At 68.1% G+C, this 18439-nt stretch carries 14 protein-coding genes and 2 pseudogenes; 11 read left to right on the plus strand and 5 right to left on the minus strand.

Going from position 1 to position 18439, the window contains the following annotated elements; all coding sequences use genetic code 11:
- Nucleotides 1-8: 8 nt before the first annotated feature.
- Entirely contained in the window at nucleotides 9-902 is an 894-nt protein-coding gene (trhO, locus tag AC1DEM_RS11340; protein ID WP_476884460.1) for an oxygen-dependent tRNA uridine(34) hydroxylase TrhO, read from the plus strand.
- A gap of 34 nt (nucleotides 903-936) precedes the next feature.
- On the opposite strand, the gene AC1DEM_RS11345 is transcribed toward trhO, so the two are convergent.
- Nucleotides 937-1482 (minus strand): DUF6023 family protein, encoded by a 546-nt coding sequence (locus AC1DEM_RS11345; RefSeq protein ID WP_476884461.1) that lies wholly within the window; start codon nucleotides 1480-1482, stop codon nucleotides 937-939.
- Between the two features lie 112 nt (nucleotides 1483-1594).
- Complete coding sequence (locus AC1DEM_RS11350; protein WP_476884462.1) at nucleotides 1595-2056, minus strand: hypothetical protein; 462 nt, start codon at nucleotides 2054-2056, stop codon at nucleotides 1595-1597.
- A 209-nt stretch (nucleotides 2057-2265) separates the two neighbouring features.
- On the opposite strand from AC1DEM_RS11350, the gene AC1DEM_RS11355 reads away from it, so the two are divergent.
- Both AC1DEM_RS11355 and AC1DEM_RS11360 read left to right on the plus strand, forming a co-directional pair.
- Nucleotides 2266-3060: a MerR family transcriptional regulator gene (locus tag AC1DEM_RS11355; RefSeq protein ID WP_476884463.1), complete on the plus strand. Its 795-nt coding sequence runs from the start codon at nucleotides 2266-2268 to the stop codon at nucleotides 3058-3060.
- A gap of 332 nt (nucleotides 3061-3392) precedes the next feature.
- Nucleotides 3393-4961 carry a DUF7059 domain-containing protein gene (locus tag AC1DEM_RS11360; protein ID WP_476884561.1) on the plus strand — a complete coding sequence of 523 codons (1569 nt, stop codon included), beginning with the start codon at nucleotides 3393-3395 and terminating at the stop codon, nucleotides 4959-4961.
- Between the two features lie 66 nt (nucleotides 4962-5027).
- Here the strand turns inward: AC1DEM_RS11360 and AC1DEM_RS11365 are convergent.
- Nucleotides 5028-6263 (minus strand): annotated as a pseudogene (locus AC1DEM_RS11365) (MFS transporter); the annotation flags it as partial.
- 79 nt (nucleotides 6264-6342) lie between these two features.
- Between AC1DEM_RS11365 and AC1DEM_RS11370 the strand changes: the two are divergent.
- The 7 genes and pseudogenes from AC1DEM_RS11370 to proC all read left to right on the plus strand — a co-directional run bounded on the left by AC1DEM_RS11370 (nucleotide 6343) and on the right by proC (nucleotide 14845).
- Nucleotides 6343-7011 (plus strand): ArsR/SmtB family transcription factor, encoded by a 669-nt coding sequence (locus tag AC1DEM_RS11370; RefSeq protein WP_476884464.1) that lies wholly within the window; start codon nucleotides 6343-6345, stop codon nucleotides 7009-7011.
- A gap of 277 nt (nucleotides 7012-7288) precedes the next feature.
- Nucleotides 7289-10027: a type I DNA topoisomerase gene (topA, locus tag AC1DEM_RS11375; RefSeq protein ID WP_476884465.1), complete on the plus strand. Its 2739-nt coding sequence runs from the start codon at nucleotides 7289-7291 to the stop codon at nucleotides 10025-10027.
- Between the two features lie 116 nt (nucleotides 10028-10143).
- Nucleotides 10144-10557: pseudogene (locus tag AC1DEM_RS11380) on the plus strand (SseB family protein); the annotation flags it as partial.
- 219 nt (nucleotides 10558-10776) lie between these two features.
- A complete protein-coding gene (locus AC1DEM_RS11385; RefSeq protein WP_476884466.1) occupies nucleotides 10777-11781 on the plus strand; it encodes a Ppx/GppA phosphatase family protein in 1005 nt (334 codons plus the stop codon).
- A gap of 101 nt (nucleotides 11782-11882) precedes the next feature.
- Nucleotides 11883-12224 carry a YciI family protein gene (locus AC1DEM_RS11390; protein WP_476884467.1) on the plus strand — a complete coding sequence of 114 codons (342 nt, stop codon included), beginning with the start codon at nucleotides 11883-11885 and terminating at the stop codon, nucleotides 12222-12224.
- A 70-nt stretch (nucleotides 12225-12294) separates the two neighbouring features.
- The gene (locus tag AC1DEM_RS11395) at nucleotides 12295-13536 is read left to right on the plus strand and encodes an RNA polymerase sigma factor (RefSeq protein ID WP_476884468.1); all 1242 of its coding nucleotides are present in this window, start codon (nucleotides 12295-12297) and stop codon (nucleotides 13534-13536) included.
- A gap of 475 nt (nucleotides 13537-14011) precedes the next feature.
- Nucleotides 14012-14845, plus strand: coding sequence for a pyrroline-5-carboxylate reductase (proC, locus tag AC1DEM_RS11400; protein ID WP_476884469.1), 834 nt, complete (start codon nucleotides 14012-14014; stop codon nucleotides 14843-14845).
- A 105-nt stretch (nucleotides 14846-14950) separates the two neighbouring features.
- Here proC and AC1DEM_RS11405 read toward each other — a convergent pair whose 3' ends face one another.
- Together AC1DEM_RS11405 and AC1DEM_RS11410 are read right to left on the minus strand one after the other, a co-directional pair.
- Entirely contained in the window at nucleotides 14951-15589 is a 639-nt protein-coding gene (locus tag AC1DEM_RS11405) for a potassium channel family protein (protein WP_026266712.1), read from the minus strand.
- A 40-nt stretch (nucleotides 15590-15629) separates the two neighbouring features.
- Nucleotides 15630-17060, minus strand: a complete 1431-nt coding sequence (locus AC1DEM_RS11410; protein WP_476884470.1) for a TrkH family potassium uptake protein — start codon at nucleotides 17058-17060, stop codon at nucleotides 15630-15632.
- Nucleotides 17061-17178: 118 nt separating this feature from the next.
- Between AC1DEM_RS11410 and AC1DEM_RS11415 the strand changes: the two genes are divergently transcribed.
- The gene (locus AC1DEM_RS11415; RefSeq protein WP_476884471.1) at nucleotides 17179-18402 is read left to right on the plus strand and encodes an acetoin utilization protein AcuC; all 1224 of its coding nucleotides are present in this window, start codon (nucleotides 17179-17181) and stop codon (nucleotides 18400-18402) included.
- The last annotated feature ends 37 nt before the right edge of the window (nucleotides 18403-18439 follow it).

The raw sequence follows: 18439 nt of genomic DNA on the forward strand, positions 1-18439 counted from the left end.
TTAAATACGTGGCTTTGAACAGGATTGTGCTCTTTTACGGCTTTACCCCCCTCACTGACCCGGACGCCGTCCGGCTCTGGCAGCGCGCCCTGTGCGAAAAACTCGGCCTAACCGGCCGCATCATCCTCTCCAAGGACGGCATCAACGCCACGGTCGGCGGGGAATTAAACGCGGTAAAGCAGTACGTCAAGGCCACCCGGGAGTACAAGGGTTTCCACGACATCGACGTGAAGTGGTCCGACGGCGGCGCGGCAGACTTCCCACGGCTCAGTGTGAAGGTGCGGGACGAAATCGTGTCCTTCGGCGCCCCGGGCGAGCTTAAGGTCGACGCCGGCGGAGTGGTGGGCGGCGGAACCCACCTCAAACCCGAGGAGCTCCACGAACTCATCGAAGCCAAAAAACAGCAGGGCGACGAGGTCGTGTTCTTCGACGGCCGCAACGGCTTCGAGGCCCAGATCGGCAAGTTCAAAGACGCTGTGGTCCCCGACGTTGCCACGACCCATGACTTCATCAAGGAACTCGACTCGGGCAAATACGATGCCCTCAAGGACAAACCGGTTGTCACCTACTGCACCGGAGGCATCCGCTGCGAGGTGCTTTCGAGCCTGATGGTGAACCGCGGGTTCAAGGAGGTCTACCAGCTCAACGGCGGCATTGTCCGCTATGGCGAGGCCTTCAAGGACCAGGGCCTGTGGGAGGGCTCCCTGTACGTGTTCGACAAGCGCATGCACCTGGAGTTCAGCGGGGATGCCAAGACCATTGGCGAGTGCGTCCGCTGCGCGGCGCCCACCAGCAAGTTCGAAAACTGCTCGAATCCCAGCTGCCGGACTCTCACGCTCTACTGCACCGGGTGCGCCGCGAGCCCCGAAACCCTGCGCTGCCCCGACGGCTGCGCCGCCTAAGACACGCTCGGGACTTCTTGGGCGGCCGGAACCCTCAGATTCGGCTCACCCGGTATGCGTAGTTCGCCGGCCCGTTCGCATCCACTTTGATCGACAGCACAGCATTTGCGGCCAGCTGCACCACATTCACCCTGGACGTCCCGCACCGCAGATTCAGGTCCACGAGCTCGCTGTCACCGTTCTCGATGGAAAAGGAGACCCGGCGAGCGCTCCGGCAAGCCAGAGTCAGGGCGTAGGTACCCTTGGGCAGCACGGTTGTGGTCTCTTCCCGCTCCTCGTCGGCCGCCAGCGTCCCAAATCCAGTATGGAAAACCTGCCCCGCGGCGTCGGGCAGTGCCTCGTGGACCCAGGCGTCCAGCTCGTTGCCGGACACCGGCTCAGTGAGGTGGGGGTCCCGGGGCAGGGCGGCGTCAGTGGTCGGCGCAGCGGCAGCGGAAGTCGATTCATCGTCCCAGTGGTCGGCGCTGTATTCATACTGGCAGCCGGACAGGATCGTCCCAATAAATACCGCAACTGAGAGCACCACGGCGGGGGCCGGGGTGCGCTGTCGCGGCGCCCTGCTCGCCGGCACAGTTGGCATAGCCTGAGATTAGGGTTGCCCGGGATCAAGCGCCAGAGGCGAAAGGACCGGTTCGGGCGGGCCCGTCAGAGGGTGCCGGGCCGGACCCCGGTGATCCGGATGTCGGCGGGTCTTACTCCGACGCTGCCAGGTGGTAGGCGTAGAGGAGCGGGGCATCCACACTGGACGTGCTGAGCTTGACCTCGCCGGCCACAGGCACTTTAATGCGGGCGGTTTCGCGGCTGCCGTTGCAGGCGGCTCCCGCTTCGGCCAGTTGGCTGCCGTCCAGGCTGACGGCGAAGAACGCCTTGCCGCCGCCTTCGCAAGTCATGGTCAGCGTGTAGTTGCCCGCGGGCACGCCGGACGCGGTCCGGACTATCGGATCCCGGTTCAGGATCTTACCGGCATCCTCCAGCACCGTTCCGGGGGCCGAGGGCAGGGCGGTTGCCTTCCACGCCGGGACGTCGGCGCTCTCAATCGAACCGGCCGGGGAACAGGCCGTTGCGGCCAGTACGACGACGGCGGCGGCGGCCGCACCTGTGAGCGCCCGCCGGACCAGCCGGGCGGTCGGGGTGTGGGAGGAAGGGAAAATCATGCCTCAAACTTACCGTCTCGCAGGCTCCTGTCCGGCCGCATGGGCCTTCCCCAGCGCCCTCGCCCGCGGACCCTTGACTTTGACGTTGCGTCAAAGTTTAGAGTCGAAGGACGGGGGCAGCGGCCGACCGGGGGGAGCGGCACACCCCGAAGGCAGAGGGAACGGTCCGCCCGAGGGAACAGGCCCGAGGGAAACAGGAAGGCGGACGCATGGACTGGTCAGTCCAGCAGATCGCGAAACTGGCCGGCACCACCGGCCGGACGTTGCGACACTACGACGACATTGGCCTGCTCAGGCCAAGTCGCACCGGCAGCAACGGCTACCGGTACTACGGCCAAGAGTCGCTGGTCCGTCTGCAGCGGATCCTGCTCCTGCGCGATCTGGGGCTCGGGCTGCCGGCGATCGCGGAGGTGCTCAGCGACGAGGCGGACGCGGAGCATGCACTGGGCCGGCACCTGGCGTTGCTGCTGCAGGAAGAGGACAGGCTGGGCCGGCAGATTGCTTCGGTCCGGCACACCATTGAGGCATTGCAAACGGGAGGAAAGATCATGGCGGAAGAAATGTTCGACGGTTTCGACCACACCAAGTACCAGGAGGAAGTCCAGCAGCGGTGGGGAAAGGATGCCTACGCGAAGTCCGACACTTGGTGGCGCGGCATGGGGGCGGAGGAGAAGGCTGCCTGGACGGAGCAGTCCCGGCAGCTCGGCGCCGACTGGGCGGCCGCTGCGGAGTCGGGGGTTCCGGCAGCCAGCGCGGAGGCGCAGAACCTGGCCCGGCGCCACGTCGAATGGCTCCGGGGTATCCCCGGCACCCCGGCGGCGTCAGCTGCCGCGGGCGGCCCCGCGGCCGGCAACAACGCCGGAGCTCCGGACATCAGGGGGTACGTGACGGGACTCGGGGAGATGTATGTGGCCGACCCCCGTTTCGCCGCGAACTACGGCGGTGCCGACGGCGCGGCCTTCGTCCGGGACGCCCTGAAAATCTACGCGGAGACCGAGCTCTAGCCGGACCTGCACGGCCCGGGACCACCCCGGGCCAAGCCGCGGCCGCACCGTCTGGGGCCAACGACCGCCCAACCGCCGGGGACAAGCCAAGGCCAAACCACCGGACTAAACCCCGGGACTAAACTTGTCCGGTGACTTCCTCAGCGCAGGGCCCCGCCGCACCGTCCCATTCAACTCAGGCCCATTCAACCCAGGACCGTTCAACCCAGGACCGTTCAACCCAGGACCGTTCTACCCAGGACCGTTCTACCCAGGACCGTTCAGACCGGGCGCCCTCAGCCCCGTTCACAGCAGGCAACACTCCGGACGCTCCGCGGAGCGACCTTCCCGGCCTGCTCGAGGCCCTGGCGGCGGACCTACGTGGCGTTGGCTATACCGTGGACGGGGTTGCGGAGCTGCTCGGCGAGGCCGCGCACTCCGCCCTCGGCCGGGACCAGCTCATCCCTGCACTGATCGTCACGGGGCGCTCCCTCGGTGAGCCGGCGACGGCGGCGCTCGCCGGCGTCGTGCGTCTCTGGCTCCTCTCGGAGCCGCAGCGCGCGCAGACCCTCGACGCCGCGCTCCCAGGCGTCCGCACGGCGGGGCTGCTGGAACTCGGGCTCGTGGGGCCGTCGGACCAGGACCTGATCCAGGCCAAGGTGGACCTGAGGCCCTACGGCTGGGACCCGACCGTGGGCGAGGACGGGGTCGGTGAGGGCGGGGCGGACCTCTGGGTGGCCAGCGACCTCTCGGCCCACCAGCGCGCAGGGGTCCTCCGCCATGACCACGTCCTGGGGATCGGGCAGGCCTCCACCACCCTGGTCCAGGTCACCGCCCGCCGCCACGTTGCCAGGGCCCTCGATCTCGGCACCGGCTGCGGCATCCAGACCTTTCACCTGCTGCACCATGCCGAGCACGTGACCGCCACGGACATTTCCGCACGCGCACTGGCTTTCGCCCGGTTCAACCTTCTGCTCAACGCCGACGAGCTGCACCTGGACCCGGCCGACCTCGACTCCCGCGTCAGCCTCAGGCTCGGGTCCCTGCTGGAGCCGGTCGCGGGGGAGGAGTTCGAGCTGGTGGTGTCCAACCCGCCGTTCGTCATCACGCCCCGCAGCCTCGGCGAGACCGCCACGGACCAGTTCACCTATCGCGACGGCGGCCTGCCGGGGGATGAGATCGTGTCGTCGCTGGTCCGCGCGCTGCCCTCTGTCCTTGCCCCGGGCGGAACGGCCCAGCTCTTGGGCAACTGGGAGATCACGGCCGGTGCCGGCTGGGCCGACCGGCCGCAGAGCTGGGTCAGCCCGGCCGCCGATGTCTGGTTCATCCAGCGCGAGCAGGTGGGCCCGGAGCAGTATGCCGAGACCTGGCTGCAGGACGCCTCGGAAAACCGCGACCGCCGGCTGTACCAGGAGTCGTACGCGGCCTACCTCGACGACTTCGCCTCGCGCAAGGTGGCGGGAATCGGCTTTGGCATGATCTGGCTGCGGAGGCCCGCCGACGGCGCCGGGCGGGTGCTTTCCCGCTTCGAGGAGATCACCTACCCGATCGAACAGCCGGTGGGGCCACACCTGGGCGCCGCCGTCGAGCGTGCCGACTGGCTGGCCGCCCACGACCTGGGCGCCGCCCACCTGCTGGTCGCGGAGGACGTCACCGAAGAGCGGCACCAGCGCCCGGGGGCGGAGCACCCCGGGGTTATCCTGCTGCGGCAGGGTGCCGGGCTGCGCCGCACCAACCTGCTCAGTACCGAGCTGGCCGGATTCGTCTCAGCGTGCGACGGCGACCTGTCCGTCGGGCAGATCATCGGCGCCCTGGAGGCGCTGCTGGGCGGCTATGAGGGATTTGACAGTGCCGAGTTCCGCACCGGCCTCCTCGAGGAAGTGGGGAACCTGGTCCGCGACGGCTTCCTGCTGCCCGCCTGAAACGGCGCTCGCCGCCTCAGCCGCCAGGCTGACTCCGCTGCCCTCCCGCCCGAACCGCGGCAGGACGTACGCCGTGAGGGCCAGGGCCACCAGGGCGCCCACCGCCCCGGTGAGCACGAAGCTGAAACGCACCGGGACCACGGCGCCGAGGAAGCCGCCCAGTGCCAGCGCGCCGATGGAGACGGCGCGTGTCATGCCGCCCACGATCGCCAGCGCCTGGCCGCGCCCGCTTTCCGGAATCCGCAGGATCGCGATGGCTCCGAAACAGGCGTTCAGGACGCCGCAGGCCGTGCCCGTCGCCGTGTAGGCCACAAAGAGCAGTTCCACGTTCGGGACCAGCCCCGTGAGGACCAGGAACGCCGAGGCTCCGGTCATGGACGCCAGCAGCACGCGCAGCCGGACCACCGGTGTCTTGATGCTGCCGGCCATCGCCGCACCGGCCGCCATGCCGAGGCCGAAGGCTGCGGCCAGCAGCCCGTACTGCGTCTCGGTGGCGCCAAGTTCGCCGCGGGCCAGGAACACCTCCAGCACGTTGCTGGCCTCGCCGACAATGATGAAGAACATCGCCCCGAGGACCAGGGCCCAGACCAGGCTGTCCCGGCGGATCAGGCGCAGTCCGTCGAGCAGCGCCGGCTTCGCCTGGCCGGCCCGTTCGGCCGCCGTGCCGCGGCGGGTCCGGATCAGCAGGGCGCCCAGCCCCATGGCGACGTAGCAGCCGCTGGCCACGGCGAAGACCAGTCCGGTGCCGCCCCAGCCGCTGAGCAGGCCGCCCGCGGCGGGACCGGCCATGCCCGCAATCATGATGGTCGCCTGCATGGTGCCCATGGCCCGCGGGGTGCGGTCCTCGCCGACGATCCGCGGCAGCAGGGCCTGCCAGGTGGGTCCGGCCACCGCCTGGGCCGCGTCGAGCAGGAACGTCATGGCAAACAGCACGGGCAGATAGTTCTCCAGGTACTGCATGCCCAGCCCCATGCCGGCGACGGCGGCGGCGCTGACCGCGGAACTCGCCGTCGCCAGCGTGCGGGAGTCCATGGTATCGGCGAGCCGGCCGGCCCACGGGGCCAGCAGCACCAGCGGCAGCGCCGAGCACAGCAGGTACGCGGCCACCAGCCAGGGCCCGGCGACGGGCGTTTCGCCGGCGGCGGCCGCGTTTTGCAGGTGCAGCATGACGCTGACGACGACGGCGCCCATCCCCGCCGTCGCCACGAACCGGGCGGTGCCGGCGATCAGGAAGTCGCGGTTGCGCCACAGCGGCTGCGCCGGTGCTGCGGAAGTGGACGCATTATGAAGTGTTTGTTTCATAAATAGGAAAGTAGTCCGATCCCGGAATGGATGTCAAGCATTTCTTTCATAGTTTGGAGAGGCTGGATACACTGGAGGAGTGAACGCAGAAACCCCGACGGCGGAGTCCACGGCTCCGCCGGCCACCAAGCGCCGGCATCGCCCGGAGAAGCAAGTGGAAATCACTGACCCGAAGGCGATCCGTGCCCTCGCCCACGCCGCCCGGCTGGAGGTCATTTCCGAACTGTATTCCACCCAGGTGAGCCGGACGGCCACCGAGCTTGCCGCGCAGACCGGCCTGACTCCCAGTGCCATGAGCTACCACCTGCGGGCCCTGCAGAAGTGGGGCATCGTGGTTCCCGCAGAGACGGCCGGGGACGCCCGGGAGCGGCGCTGGAAGGCCGCCGGCACCGATTTCACCATCCACTCGCTAGGGGGAGTGGCCAGCCCGGAACTCGCCGTCCTGGATCTCGAGCTCGACGCCTACCGCCGCCGGGTCCTTGCCTACGCCAAGGCCCGCAACGCCCGGCGCGAGAACGGCGACACCGCCGACGGCCCGTCCTCGGTAGTGCTGGCCAGCAACCTCCTGTACCTGACGCCGGAGCAGCGGGCCGAACTGAACCGGCGGGTCTTTGACCTCCTGCGGGATTACGAACTCGAGGATCCGGACCACGTGCCCGAGGGCGCCGAACGCATGGCCACGATGTGGTCCATGATTCCGGATGACCGCGGACCGGCGGCCGCCAAGCCGGCCCCGGGCAAGGACTGAGCCGGCCACAGGTCGAGCCAGCAACGGGCAAGGGCCGGGCCGGCCGCCGGCGAGGCCTGAAAACCACCCGAGGCGCCGTCTTAAAGCCACCCCCGGCACGGCCGGATGTTGCCTCCCGCGCGCCCTCGATGGCAGCCGGACACACGGTCTGATCGCGGCCGGAACCCACCTCCGCCGGGCCGTCATTTCCGGCCGGATGCGCGGGATTCTGCAAAATATGGTGAACTAGGCGGGTATGGGCGCATCTGCCCGAGCCACCTTTTTCTGTAGGAGCACCGTGCCAAGCAAGGCCAAAACCGGCAAGAAACTCGTGATCGTGGAGTCTCCCGCCAAGAGCAAAACCATCGCCAAGTACCTCGGCGAAGGCTTCATTGTGGAGGCCTCCATCGGTCACATCCGCGACCTTCCGCAGCCCTCGGAGCTCCCCGCGGAACTGAAGAAGACCCCGCTGGGCAAGTTCGCCGTCGACATCGACAACGACTTCAAGCCTTACTACGTGGTGTCCTCGGACAAGAAGAAAAAGGTCGCCGAGCTCAAGGCCCAGCTCAAAGACGCCGACGCTCTCTATCTCGCAACCGATGGGGACCGCGAAGGCGAGGCCATCGCGTGGCACCTGCTCGAAGTGCTCAAGCCCAAGGTTCCGGTTTACCGGATGACCTTTGGCGAAATCACCAAGGAAGCCATCCACCGCGCCATGGACAACCTGCGCGATGTCGACCAGGACCTGGTGGACGCACAGGAAACCCGGCGCGTCCTGGACCGGCTCTACGGCTATGAGATCTCCCCCGTGCTCTGGCGCAAGGTGGCCCGCGGCCTCTCCGCCGGCCGCGTGCAGTCCGTCGTCACCCGCATGGTGGTGGACCGCGAACGCGAGCGGATGGCCTTCAAAGCCGCCTCCTACTGGGACCTCACCGGCCAATTCGGCGCCGATTCCGGCTCCTTCAAAGCCAAACTCGCCGCCGTCGACGGCGCCAAGGTGGCCAGCGGGCGGGACTTCAACGACAACGGCGAGCTGACCTCGCGCAACGCCGTCCACCTCAACGAGGAACTCGCTGCCTCGCTCGCAGCGGGGCTGCAGGACGCCGAATTCCGGGTCCGCTCCGTCGACACCAAGCCGTACACCCGCCGCCCGGCAGCGCCGTTCACCACCTCCACCCTGCAGCAGGAGGCCGGCCGCAAGCTGCGCTTCTCCTCGAAGAGCACGATGCAGGTGGCCCAGCGCCTCTACGAAAACGGCTACATCACCTATATGCGTACGGACTCGTCCGCGCTGAGCAACGAGGCCGTCACGGCCGCCCGGCGCCAGGCCTCCGAGCTGTACGGTCCCGAGTACGTGCCGCAGTCGCCGCGGGTCTACAGCGGCAAGGCAGCGAACGCGCAGGAAGCCCACGAGGCCATCCGCCCCGCCGGTGACTCCTTCCGCACGCCGGCCCAGGTGGCCAAGCAGCTCTCCGGCGACGAATTCCGGCTCTACGAGCTCATCTGGAAGCGCACGGTAGCCTCGCAGATGGCTGACGCCAAGGGCTCCACCGCCACGATCCGCCTCGGCGCCGTCACTGTTGGTGACCCGGCCGACCAGCGCGACGCCGAATTCTCGGCTTCGGGCACTGTCATCACCTTCCCCGGATTCCTCGCCGCCTATGAAGAAGGCAAGGACGAAAGCCGCGGCGACGACGAGTCCGAGGAAGCCCGCCGGCTGCCCAACGTGGCCAAGGACGACGCGCTCACGGCCACCGACATCGTCGCCGTCGGGCACGAGACCTCGCCGCCGCCGCGGTACACCGAAGCCTCGCTGACCGCGGAGCTGGAAAAGAAGGGCATCGGCCGCCCGTCGACCTATGCCTCCACCATCTCCACCATCCAGGACCGCGGCTACGTCCGGAAACAGGGCTCCGCGCTGGTCCCGAGCTGGATCGCGTTCTCCGTGATCCGGCTCCTCGAACAGCATTTCCACGACTACGTGGACTACGAGTTCACCGCCGACATGGAAGCCGACCTGGACAAGATCGCCAACGGCCAGGCGGCAGGACCGGCCTGGCTCAAGCACTTCTACTTCGGTGAAGACTCCGAGCCCGGCCTGCTGAGCATCGTGAACAACCTCGGCGAGATCGATGCCCGCGAGATCAACTCCATCCCCATCACGGACGCGATTACACTCCGGGTCGGCAAGTTCGGCCCGTACCTGGAAAGCTCCACCGCCACCGTGGATCCCGGGACCGGCGAAGTGGTTGAAGCGGCCCGCGCCAACGTCCCGGAGGACCTGGCCCCGGATGAGCTCACGGCCGCCAAAGCCGTTGAACTCATGGAGACCGCTGCCCCGGAGGAGCGCGTCCTCGGCGCGGACCCGCACACCGGGCACACCATCGTGGCCAAGAACGGCCGCTACGGCGCCTACGTCACCGAGGTCATCCCGGAGATGACCGAGGAACAGCTGGCCAACCAGCCCGTTGAGTACTACAAGAACGGCAAGCCCAAGCCGGCGAAGAAACCCGTCAAGGCCAAGCCCCGCACCGGATCGCTGTTCGCGTCCATGAGCGTGGACACCATCACGCTGGACGAGGCCCTGCAGCTCATGAGCCTGCCCCGGGTGCTCGGCCAGGACGCGGACGGCAACCCGATCACGGTGCAGAACGGCCGGTTCGGCCCGTACCTGAAGAAGGGTACGGACTCCCGCTCGATCGGCTCCGAAGAGGAGATCTTCACCATCACGCTCGAGGCGGCGCTGGAGATCTACTCGCAGCCCAAGCAGCGCGGCGCCCGGGCCGCGGTCCCGCCTCTGGCCGAGTTCGGACCGGACCCGGTCTCGGAAAAGAACATTGTGGTGAAGGAGGGCCGGTTCGGCCCGTACATCACCGACGGCATCACCAACATCACCGTGCCGCGCAGCACCGCGGTCGAGGAGCTGACCCGGGAACAGGCCGTCGAACTCCTTGCCGAGAAGCGGGCCAAGGGACCGGTCAAGCGCACGACGACGGCCCGCAAGGCACCCGCCCGGAAGGCCTCCGTCAAGAAGTAGGACAGCCCACCGAATTCGCCGGAAACGCGCGGTTTCGCCGGAAATTGCCGGCGAATTCGCTGGTTTCCGGCGATTTCGCGTTTGCGGACCGGCCGTGGACGTGATCGAGTAGGAATATGACTGAACAGCCCGCACACCTGGACAACCAGCCGCTGAACGAACTCGAGGAGCAGCTTGCCCGGGGGGAGCAGCCGGACGCCAACCCGGTGGACGTGATTCTCGCCTTCCTCAACAACGAGGTCTACGTGGTCAGCTCCGACGCCCTGGAAGGCCCCGACTCGCAGGTCGAGCCGCTGGTCCTCGCGAACTCCTCCGGCAAGCCCGTCCTGGCCGTTTTCTCGCACCCGAGCCGCGTCACTGAGCAGTATCTCGCCGCCGCCCCGAACGTGCTGGGCACGCAGGGCGCTGCGATCATCGGCAACCTCGGCGCCGAGCTCGGCATGGTGATCAACCCCGGGGCAGCCTATGGCTTTGAAATCGACCCGGAGGGCGTGGCCAACATCCGCCGTGACTTCAAGCCCACGGATGAGCCCGCCGACGGCGCTGCCGCCCAGCCCACTGACGGCGCTGCCGCCCAGCCCACTGACGGCGCTGCCGCCCAGCCCACTGCCGGGGCAGCGGACCGGCCGGCGCAGGACGGCGACCCGGCCTAAGCCCGCCGCGTCGGTACTATTCGCGAAGAGCGCCATTCTTCGCGAATACTGCCGTCGCAGCTAGGCCAGCCGCTCCGTGGGGGGAATAATGGCACCATGCGTCTAGGCGTCCTCGACATCGGGTCCAACACTGTCCATCTCCTGCTGGTCGACGCCCATCCCGGCGCCCGTCCGGTCCCCTACGCCTCGCACAAGCGGCGGCTCTCGCTCGTGCAGTTCCTCGACGACGACGGCAACATCAACGACGCCGGGCAGCATGAACTCGTCGAGTTCGTCCTTGAAGCGTGGGAATTCGCGGCCAAGCACAAGGCCGACGACCTCCTCGCGTTCTGCACCTCGGCCATCCGCGAGGCCACCAACGGCGCTGCCGTCCTGGCCCGGGTCAAGCATGAAACCACCGTCACCCTCCGGGAGCTCTCCGGCAGCGAAGAGGCGTCCATGACGTTCTTCGCCGTCCGGCGCTGGTACGGCTGGGGCGCCGGGCCCATCTTGAACCTGGACATTGGCGGTGGCTCCTTCGAGATGGCCCTCGGACAGGATGAGCTGCCCGAGCTGGCGATGTCCGTTCCGCTCGGCGCCAGCCGGCTGACGCGCGACTGGCTGCCCGAGGATCCGCCCTCGGCCAAGAGCATCAAGGAGCTGCGCCGCTACATCCGATCCACGCTCAAACCCGCGGTGCGCAAATTCGAGAAGCTGGGCCGACCCAATCTCGTGGCGGGCACGTCCAAGACGTTCCGGTCCCTCGCCAGGATCGCCGGCGCCGCCCCCAGCGCCGCCGGGCCCTACGTCAAGCGGGAGCTGCTGGCCCTGGACCTGGGGCTCTGGGCGCAACGGATCTCGGCCATGGAGGTGGGGGACAGACTGCACCTGCCCGGCGTCTCCGAGGCCCGCGCGCCGCAGGTCCTCGCCGGCGCCTTGGTGGCGGAAGCGGCACTGGAAATGTTTGAGTTCGACAGCCTGGTGACGTGCCCGTGGGCCCTGCGTGAGGGACTCATCCTCCGCCGCCTGGACCAGTTGGTGTTTGAGGGGCCCGTCGATCCCGCGCCGCATGTGGCGGAGCAACCGCCGGCGCGGCTCCAGTCGCCGGAAAAAGCCTCCTGAGACGGCCCGGCCTGCGACTGTGTCGATCCGGAGCGTCCCCGATCGTGTAATTGCTGAGAGGCCGGCACACCGCCGGCTGATTCGCCAAGGAGGCACCCGAAATGACGCAGTACCTGCTCAGCATTTACCAGCCTGACGGCCCCGCCCCGGACCCTGAGTTCCTCGAACCGATCATGCGTGACTTGGCGGCCCTGAACCATGAAATGCAGGCGGCGGGGGCCTGGGTGTTCGCCGCGGGACTCCACCCCGCGGGGTCCGCCACGGTCCTCCGGCCCAACGGCGGCGAGATTCTCGTGACCGACGGGCCGTTCACCGAAGGCAAAGAGCACCTCGGCGGATTCACCGTGATCGAGGCCGAAGACCTGGACGCGGCCCTCGGCTGGGCGCGGAAGCTGGCCGGCGCCACCACTCTTCCCGTTGAAGTCCGTCCCTTCCAGCACTAGCCGGGCGGGCGGGGCTGCTGTGGGCGACCATGGTGCACATGACGGCGCGACCGAGGCGGACATTGCCCGCGTGTTCCGGCTCGAATACGGCCGCGCCGTAGCCGTCCTGACGCGGACGTTCGGGAGCATCGATATTGCCGAGGACGCCGTCCAGGATGCTTTTACTGCGGCCGTCCACCACTGGCCGTCGGCGGGCATCCCGCCCAGCCCGGCCGGCTGGATCATTACGACGGCGCGGCGCCGGGCGATCGACCGGCTCCGGAGGGAGACGTCCCGCGAGGACAAACATGCGCAGGCGGCCTGGCTGGCGGCGGGGTCCGGGACCGGACCCGCGCCGGCCGCTGAAGAGCAGTTCCTGGCGGAACAGTCAGGAGTCGAGGACGTGGACGACGACACTTTGCGGCTGATTTTTACCTGCTGCCACCCCGCCCTGGCCAGGTCCGCCCAGGTGGCGCTCACCCTGCGGTTGCTGGGCGGATTGACGACGGCGGAGATCGCCCGGGCCTTCCTGGTGCCGGAGGCGACCATGGCACAGCGGCTGGTCCGGGCGAAGGCGAAGATCCGCGATGCCAAGATCCCGTACCGTGTCCCGCAGGGCGCCGAACTGCCCGAGCGGCTGCAATCGGTGCTGGCGGTCCTCTACCTGATCTTCAATGAGGGCTACACCGCGGGCCCCGCGGACAGCCCGGCCCGTGCGGAGCTCTGCACGGAAGCCATCCGGCTGGGCAGGTTGCTGGCCTCCTTGATGCCGGACGAGCCGGAAGCGGCAGGTCTGCTGGCCCTGATGCTGCTCATTGAGTCCCGCCGCGCCGCCCGGTTTGCCCCCGACGGCGGACTCGTGCTGCTTGCGGCCCAGGACCGGGGGCGCTGGGACAGCGCCCTGGCCGCCGAAGGCAAGGAGCTGGTGCGCCGGTGCCTGCGCCGGAACCGTCCCGGCCCGTATCAGCTCCAGGCGGCGATCAACGCCGTCCACAGCGACGCCCCGGCCGCCGCGGACACGGGCTGGACGCAGATCCTGCAGTTGTATGACCAGCTCCTGGCCGTCGCGCCCGGACCCGTCGTGGCACTGAACCGCGCGGTCGCCCTTGCCGAACTGCGCGGGCCGGGTGCGGCGCTGGCCGCGGTGGAGGAACTGCCGCTGGAGAACTATTATCTCTTCCACGCCGTCCGCGCGGACTTCCTGATGCGCCTGCGCCGCTATCCGGAGGCCGCCCAGGGTTACAGGCGGGCCCTGGCGCTGGCAGGAAGCGCCGCGGAGCGCCGGTTCCTGGAGGACAAGCTCGGCAGCCCGGCGTTCGGCGGGGCCGGTTAGGCACCGGCCCGCCCGCGCCCTGGTGCGGGCCGGTTAATGCCGGTTAAAAGGAGTAGCGCCGGGCGATTGGAGCAGGACTTGGGGGAACTCTGCTGTCAATCGCCCGGCGCACCGACGGCTCCGGGGAGCCGACTATCATCACTCGCACCTGTTGAGGCACTTTCCAAGGTAGAGGCCGATCTTGGGCGTCCGGCGAAATTTCCCTGTGCGTTTGCTGGCAATTCGACGGCGTCCCTTGGCGTACCTGTGCCCGCCCGCCGCTGGGTCCTTAAAAAGCAAAGGCACCGGCGGTCCGCTGCGGGAAAAATGGGAAAAATCCGCTGCAAACCACCGGTGCCGCGCTGGCATCCGCATGCCTGCTGCATCACTCGCACCCTCAATGAGGTAGCTCCTACGTTAGGGGCCCAAGTTGTGCGCTGACTGCGGTGAACGTGTGAGCTGGCTGGGAATCATGTCCGACTGCAATGATGGGGACATGAGCAACCGAATCGCATTCCTGGGCTGTGGGTCAATGAACGAGGCAATCCTCGGCGGGCTGATCGACGGCGGCGTGGACCCGGCCGATATCGTCGCTACTGTCCGCCGGGCCGAGCGTGCGGCCGAGTTGGCGCAGCGCCACCACGGGATCACGGCCATCGCGGGCGAAGAAGAACCCGACAACAACAAGCAGGCGGCCACCGGCTCCGGCGTCGTGATCCTTGGCGTCAAGCCCGTGGGTATCGCCGATCTGGCCCGGGAAATCAGTGAGTCCCTGTCACCGAACACGATCGTCATCAGCGTCGCGGCCGCGGTGTCGCTGGCGCAACTGGAGGCGGCGCTGCCGGCCGGCCAGCCGGTCATCCGCACCATGCCGAACACGCCGGCGAAGCTGGGCCGCGGCGTCGTCTCCGTCTCTCCCGGGACCAACTGCTCCGCCGGGCAGCTCCAGCATGCCAAGGACATCCTCGCAGCCGTCGGCACGGTGGTGGAGATTCCCGAGGACCAGGTGGACGCCCTCTCCGCGATCAGCGGCTCGGGCCCGGCCTACGCTTTCTACCTGGCGGAGGCCATGGCGGAGGCCGGCGCGCAACTGGGCCTGGATCCGGAGCTGTCCCTGTTGCTGGCCCGCGAGACGGTCGCCGGGGCGGGCTTCATGCTGGCCGAGCCCGGCGCGGATCCCTCCAGCCTGCGCAAGGCGGTCACCAGCCCGAACGGCACCACCGAACGGGCCATTGCCATGTTTGACGAGCGGGGACTGCCGGGCATCATCGCCGACGGCGCCCGCGCGGCCGCAGCGCGCGCGGCAGAAATCACCCGGCAGCTGGCCTGAACCTGCCCGGTCGGCCACCCGCTTCCAAGCGGACACCGGGGCCACCGGCCGTGGCCCCGGGCGCTACAGGCGTGATTCCAGGCACCGGTGTGCGCCGGTTGTGGCCTAGGGGCGGGCGGCGAATCGTTCGAGCAGGTCCACGTGGCCCGAAACAATGAGCATGTCCCGCGAGGAAACCTTGGTTTCCGGCCGCGCGTAGGTGAAGTCCTCGCCCGGGGACTTCACGCCCACAATCGTGACGCCATACTTGGAACGGACCTTGGACTCATCGAGGGTGAAGCCCACGGTCTCCCGCGGCGGGTACATCTTGACGATCGCGAAGTCGTCGTCAAACTCGATGAAGTCCAGCATGCGCCCGGAGACCAGGTGCGCGGCGCGGACGCCGGCATCGGCCTCCGGGTAGATGACGTGGTTGGCGCCGATCCGGGTCAGGATCTTGCCGTGCGAGGGCGTAATGGCCTTGACCCAGAGGTGTTCGATCCCGAGGTCCACGAGGTTCACGGTGATCAGCACCGAGGATTCGATGGAAGTGCCCACGCCCACGACGGCGGAACTGAACTCCTGGGCGCCGAGCTGGCGGAGGGCGTCGATGTTCGTGGCGTCGGCTTCCACGACATGCGTCAGGACGCTCGCCCACTTCTGGACGAGGGTGCGGTCGCGTTCAATGGCCAGGACCTCCCGGCCCTGCTTGACCAGCTGCTCTGCGGTGGAGGCGCCAAAACGGCCCAGCCCGATCACCAGCACGGGGGCGTTGTGGGCGGGGCGGTTGACGGCGCCTGAGGAACTAGCCAATGATGGGTCTCTCTTCCGGGTAGTGGTACAGCTGGCTGCGCTGGCGCAGGGCCAGGCCTGCGGCAAGGGTGACCGTCCCGACGCGCCCGGCAAACATGAGCAAAGCGAGGACGTAAACGCCCGACGGCGGCAACTCTGCACTGAGGTTGGTGCTTAGGCCCACCGTGGCGAAGGCGGAAATGGTTTCAAACAGGACCCGGTCCAGGGAGGCATGGCTGATGTGCAGGAGCAGGAGGGCCGAGACCGAGACGAGGGTGGCGCCGGCGACGATCACCGAGATGGCCACGCGCATGGTGCCCTCCGGGATGGTGCGACCGTAGATCTTCACGTCGGCGTCGCCGCGGGCCTCGGCGGCGATGGCCAGGAACATCACCGCGATGGTGGTCACCTTGATGCCGCCGGCCGTGGAGGCCGAGCCGCCGCCGGCGAACATGAGGGCATCGGAGAGCAGCATGGTGGTGGACTCCATGTGGTTCTGGTCCACAAGGTTGAAGCCGCCGGAGCGCAGCATGACTGAGGCAAACAGCGCATGCGTGATCTTGTCGCCGAGATCCATGTCCCCGATGGTGCGCAGGTTGTCCCACTCCAGGAAGCCCCAGAGGACCGTTCCGGCGGCGAGGAGGATGAAGGAGACCTGGATGGTCAGCTTGGTGTGAAGGTTCCATTTCTTCCACCGCAGCCCGTTCTGGTGCAGCACCATGACAACGGGGAAGCCCAGGCTGCCCAAGAACACGCCGAGCATGAGCGGGACGAGGATCCATAGATCGGTTTCGTAGGGGACGATTCCGTCCGAATGCGGGGTGAAACCGGCGTTGTTAAAAGATGAAATTGCGTAGAAGATGCCGTGCCAGAGAGCCTGCGGCAAGCTCTCCCCGAGGATCAGGAAGCGGGGGATAAGAGCCAGCGCCAAGGCCGCCTCGATCACCACGGAGGTCACGATCACGATCCGGAGCAGCGTGCCGACTTCGCCGAGCCGGCCGGCATTCATGGCCTCCTGGGCGATCAGCTTGCCGCGGACACCGAGTCTCTTGCTGACCATGAGCGCCAGCAGCGACGCGAGGGTCAAAGTGCCCAAGCCGCCCACGAAAATGCCGACCAGGATCACGAGCTGGCCGAAGAAGGACCAGTGCACAGCCGTGGAGACCACTGTCAGGCCCGTGACGCAGACAGCGGAGGCCGCGGTGAAGAACGCCTGATGGAGTGGTGTGACCTGTCCCGTCGCGGAAGCTAAGGGCAGCGAGAGCAAAGCGGTGAAGACCAGGATCACGAGGCCGAACGCCGAGAGTGCCAGGCGGGCAGGTGAGCTGTTTGCGATGCCGTCAATGAAGTCCCGCAGGCGTGTGAAGATCCACAGGCCTTCCCGCTCCGGCATACCTGGCTGCCAGTTGGCCGGGCTCGTGGACCTCGACTGGCTTTGCGTCATGTTTTTCCTCGGTTGAAACTGCTTCCCCAAGTAGTAAACCACTAAAGTTCGGTAATGGCCGCGGGGAGCACCCCTGCAGGCGCGGGAAGCCGGGGACCGCTCGGGTAGCCTGTGATTGATGACATTCCTGCCCGGACTCGATCAGACCGCGCTGCCAACGACGGTGGTGTGGGCTCCTGCCATGACCGCCTACAACTTTGGCCACTCCCACCCGATGGCGCCGGAGCGCATGGAGCTCACCGCGAAGCTGGCCGGCAGCCTGGGGCTGCTGGATCTGGACCACGTCACGGTGGCCGCACCGGACGTCGCCTCCGACGCGGAGCTGTGCGCGGTCCACAGCCCGGAGTTCGTGGCGGCCGTGCGGCGCGTCAGCGAAAACCCGGACACCCCCGACCACGCCAGGGGGCTGGGAACCGAGGACGATCCCGCCTTTGCCGGCATGCACGAGGCCAGCGCCCGGCTGGCTGGCGGCTCCCTGCTCGCGGCCGCAGCCATCCTGGACGGCAGCGCGGTGCGGGCCGTGAACTTCGGCGGCGGGATGCACCACGCCTCCCGGGACCGGGCGAGCGGTTTTTGCATCTACAACGACGCCGCCCTCGCGGTCCAGCGGCTTCTCGACGGCGGCGTCCAGCGCGTGGCCTACGTCGACGTCGACGCTCACCACGGGGACGGCACGCAGAGCATCTTCTGGGACGATCCGCGTGTGCTGACTATTTCGCTGCATGAATCCGGGCTGACCCTCTTCCCGGGCACCGGGTTCGCCAACGAGATCGGCGGCCCGAACGCGCAGGGCAGCGCGGTGAACGTGGCACTCCCGGCCGGCACCGCGGACGCCGGGTGGCTGCGGGCCTTCCACGCCGTCGTGCCCCAACTTATTGGCGCGTTCTTGCCGGAAGTCATCGTCAGCCAGCACGGCTGCGACTCGCACCGGCTTGACCCGCTCGCCCACCTGAACATCAGTGTGGATGGCCAGCGCGAGGCCGCCACGGCCATCGGCAACCTCGCCGCGCGGTACTGCGCTAAGCGGTGGATTTCCACAGGGGGCGGCGGTTACAACGTCGTCAGCGTCGTTCCGCGGTCCTGGAGCCACCTGATAGCCATCGCCGCCGGGCGGCCGGTACCGCTGCGCACCCAGGTTCCGGAGGAGTGGCGACGCTATGTCAAAGACAAGTACGGGGCCAAGTTCGGTGTAGAGCCCCCCGAGGCGATGGGTGACGACGTCGACCTCTGGTGGCGGTCCTGGGAAGTGGGGTTCGACCCCAACGACGAGGTGGACCGCACCATCATGGCCACCCGCAAAGCAGTGTTTCCCCTGCACGGACTGGACCCCTGGTTCGACTAGGTCCGGGCCCGGGCGAAGGGCCGGTCCCCAGGCAGCA

The sequence above is a fragment of the Arthrobacter sp. 05T420 genome (genome assembly GCF_056396305.1).

Bases quoted from the DNA above. Each gene is read 5' to 3' on its own strand.
- AC1DEM_RS11345 (WP_476884461.1), bottom strand. From the start codon at position 1,482: ATGCCAACTGTGCCGGCGAGCAGGGCGCCGCGACAGCGCACCCCGGCC.
- AC1DEM_RS11350 (WP_476884462.1), bottom strand. From the start codon at position 2,056: ATGATTTTCCCTTCCTCCCACACCCCGACCGCCCGGCTGGTCCGGCGG.
- AC1DEM_RS11355 (WP_476884463.1), top strand. From the start codon at position 2,266: ATGGACTGGTCAGTCCAGCAGATCGCGAAACTGGCCGGCACCACCGGC.
- AC1DEM_RS11385 (WP_476884466.1), top strand. From the start codon at position 10,777: ATGCGTCTAGGCGTCCTCGACATCGGGTCCAACACTGTCCATCTCCTG.
- AC1DEM_RS11390 (WP_476884467.1), top strand. From the start codon at position 11,883: ATGACGCAGTACCTGCTCAGCATTTACCAGCCTGACGGCCCCGCCCCG.
- proC (WP_476884469.1), top strand. From the start codon at position 14,012: ATGAGCAACCGAATCGCATTCCTGGGCTGTGGGTCAATGAACGAGGCA.
- AC1DEM_RS11410 (WP_476884470.1), bottom strand. From the start codon at position 17,060: ATGACGCAAAGCCAGTCGAGGTCCACGAGCCCGGCCAACTGGCAGCCA.
- AC1DEM_RS11415 (WP_476884471.1), top strand. From the start codon at position 17,179: ATGACATTCCTGCCCGGACTCGATCAGACCGCGCTGCCAACGACGGTG.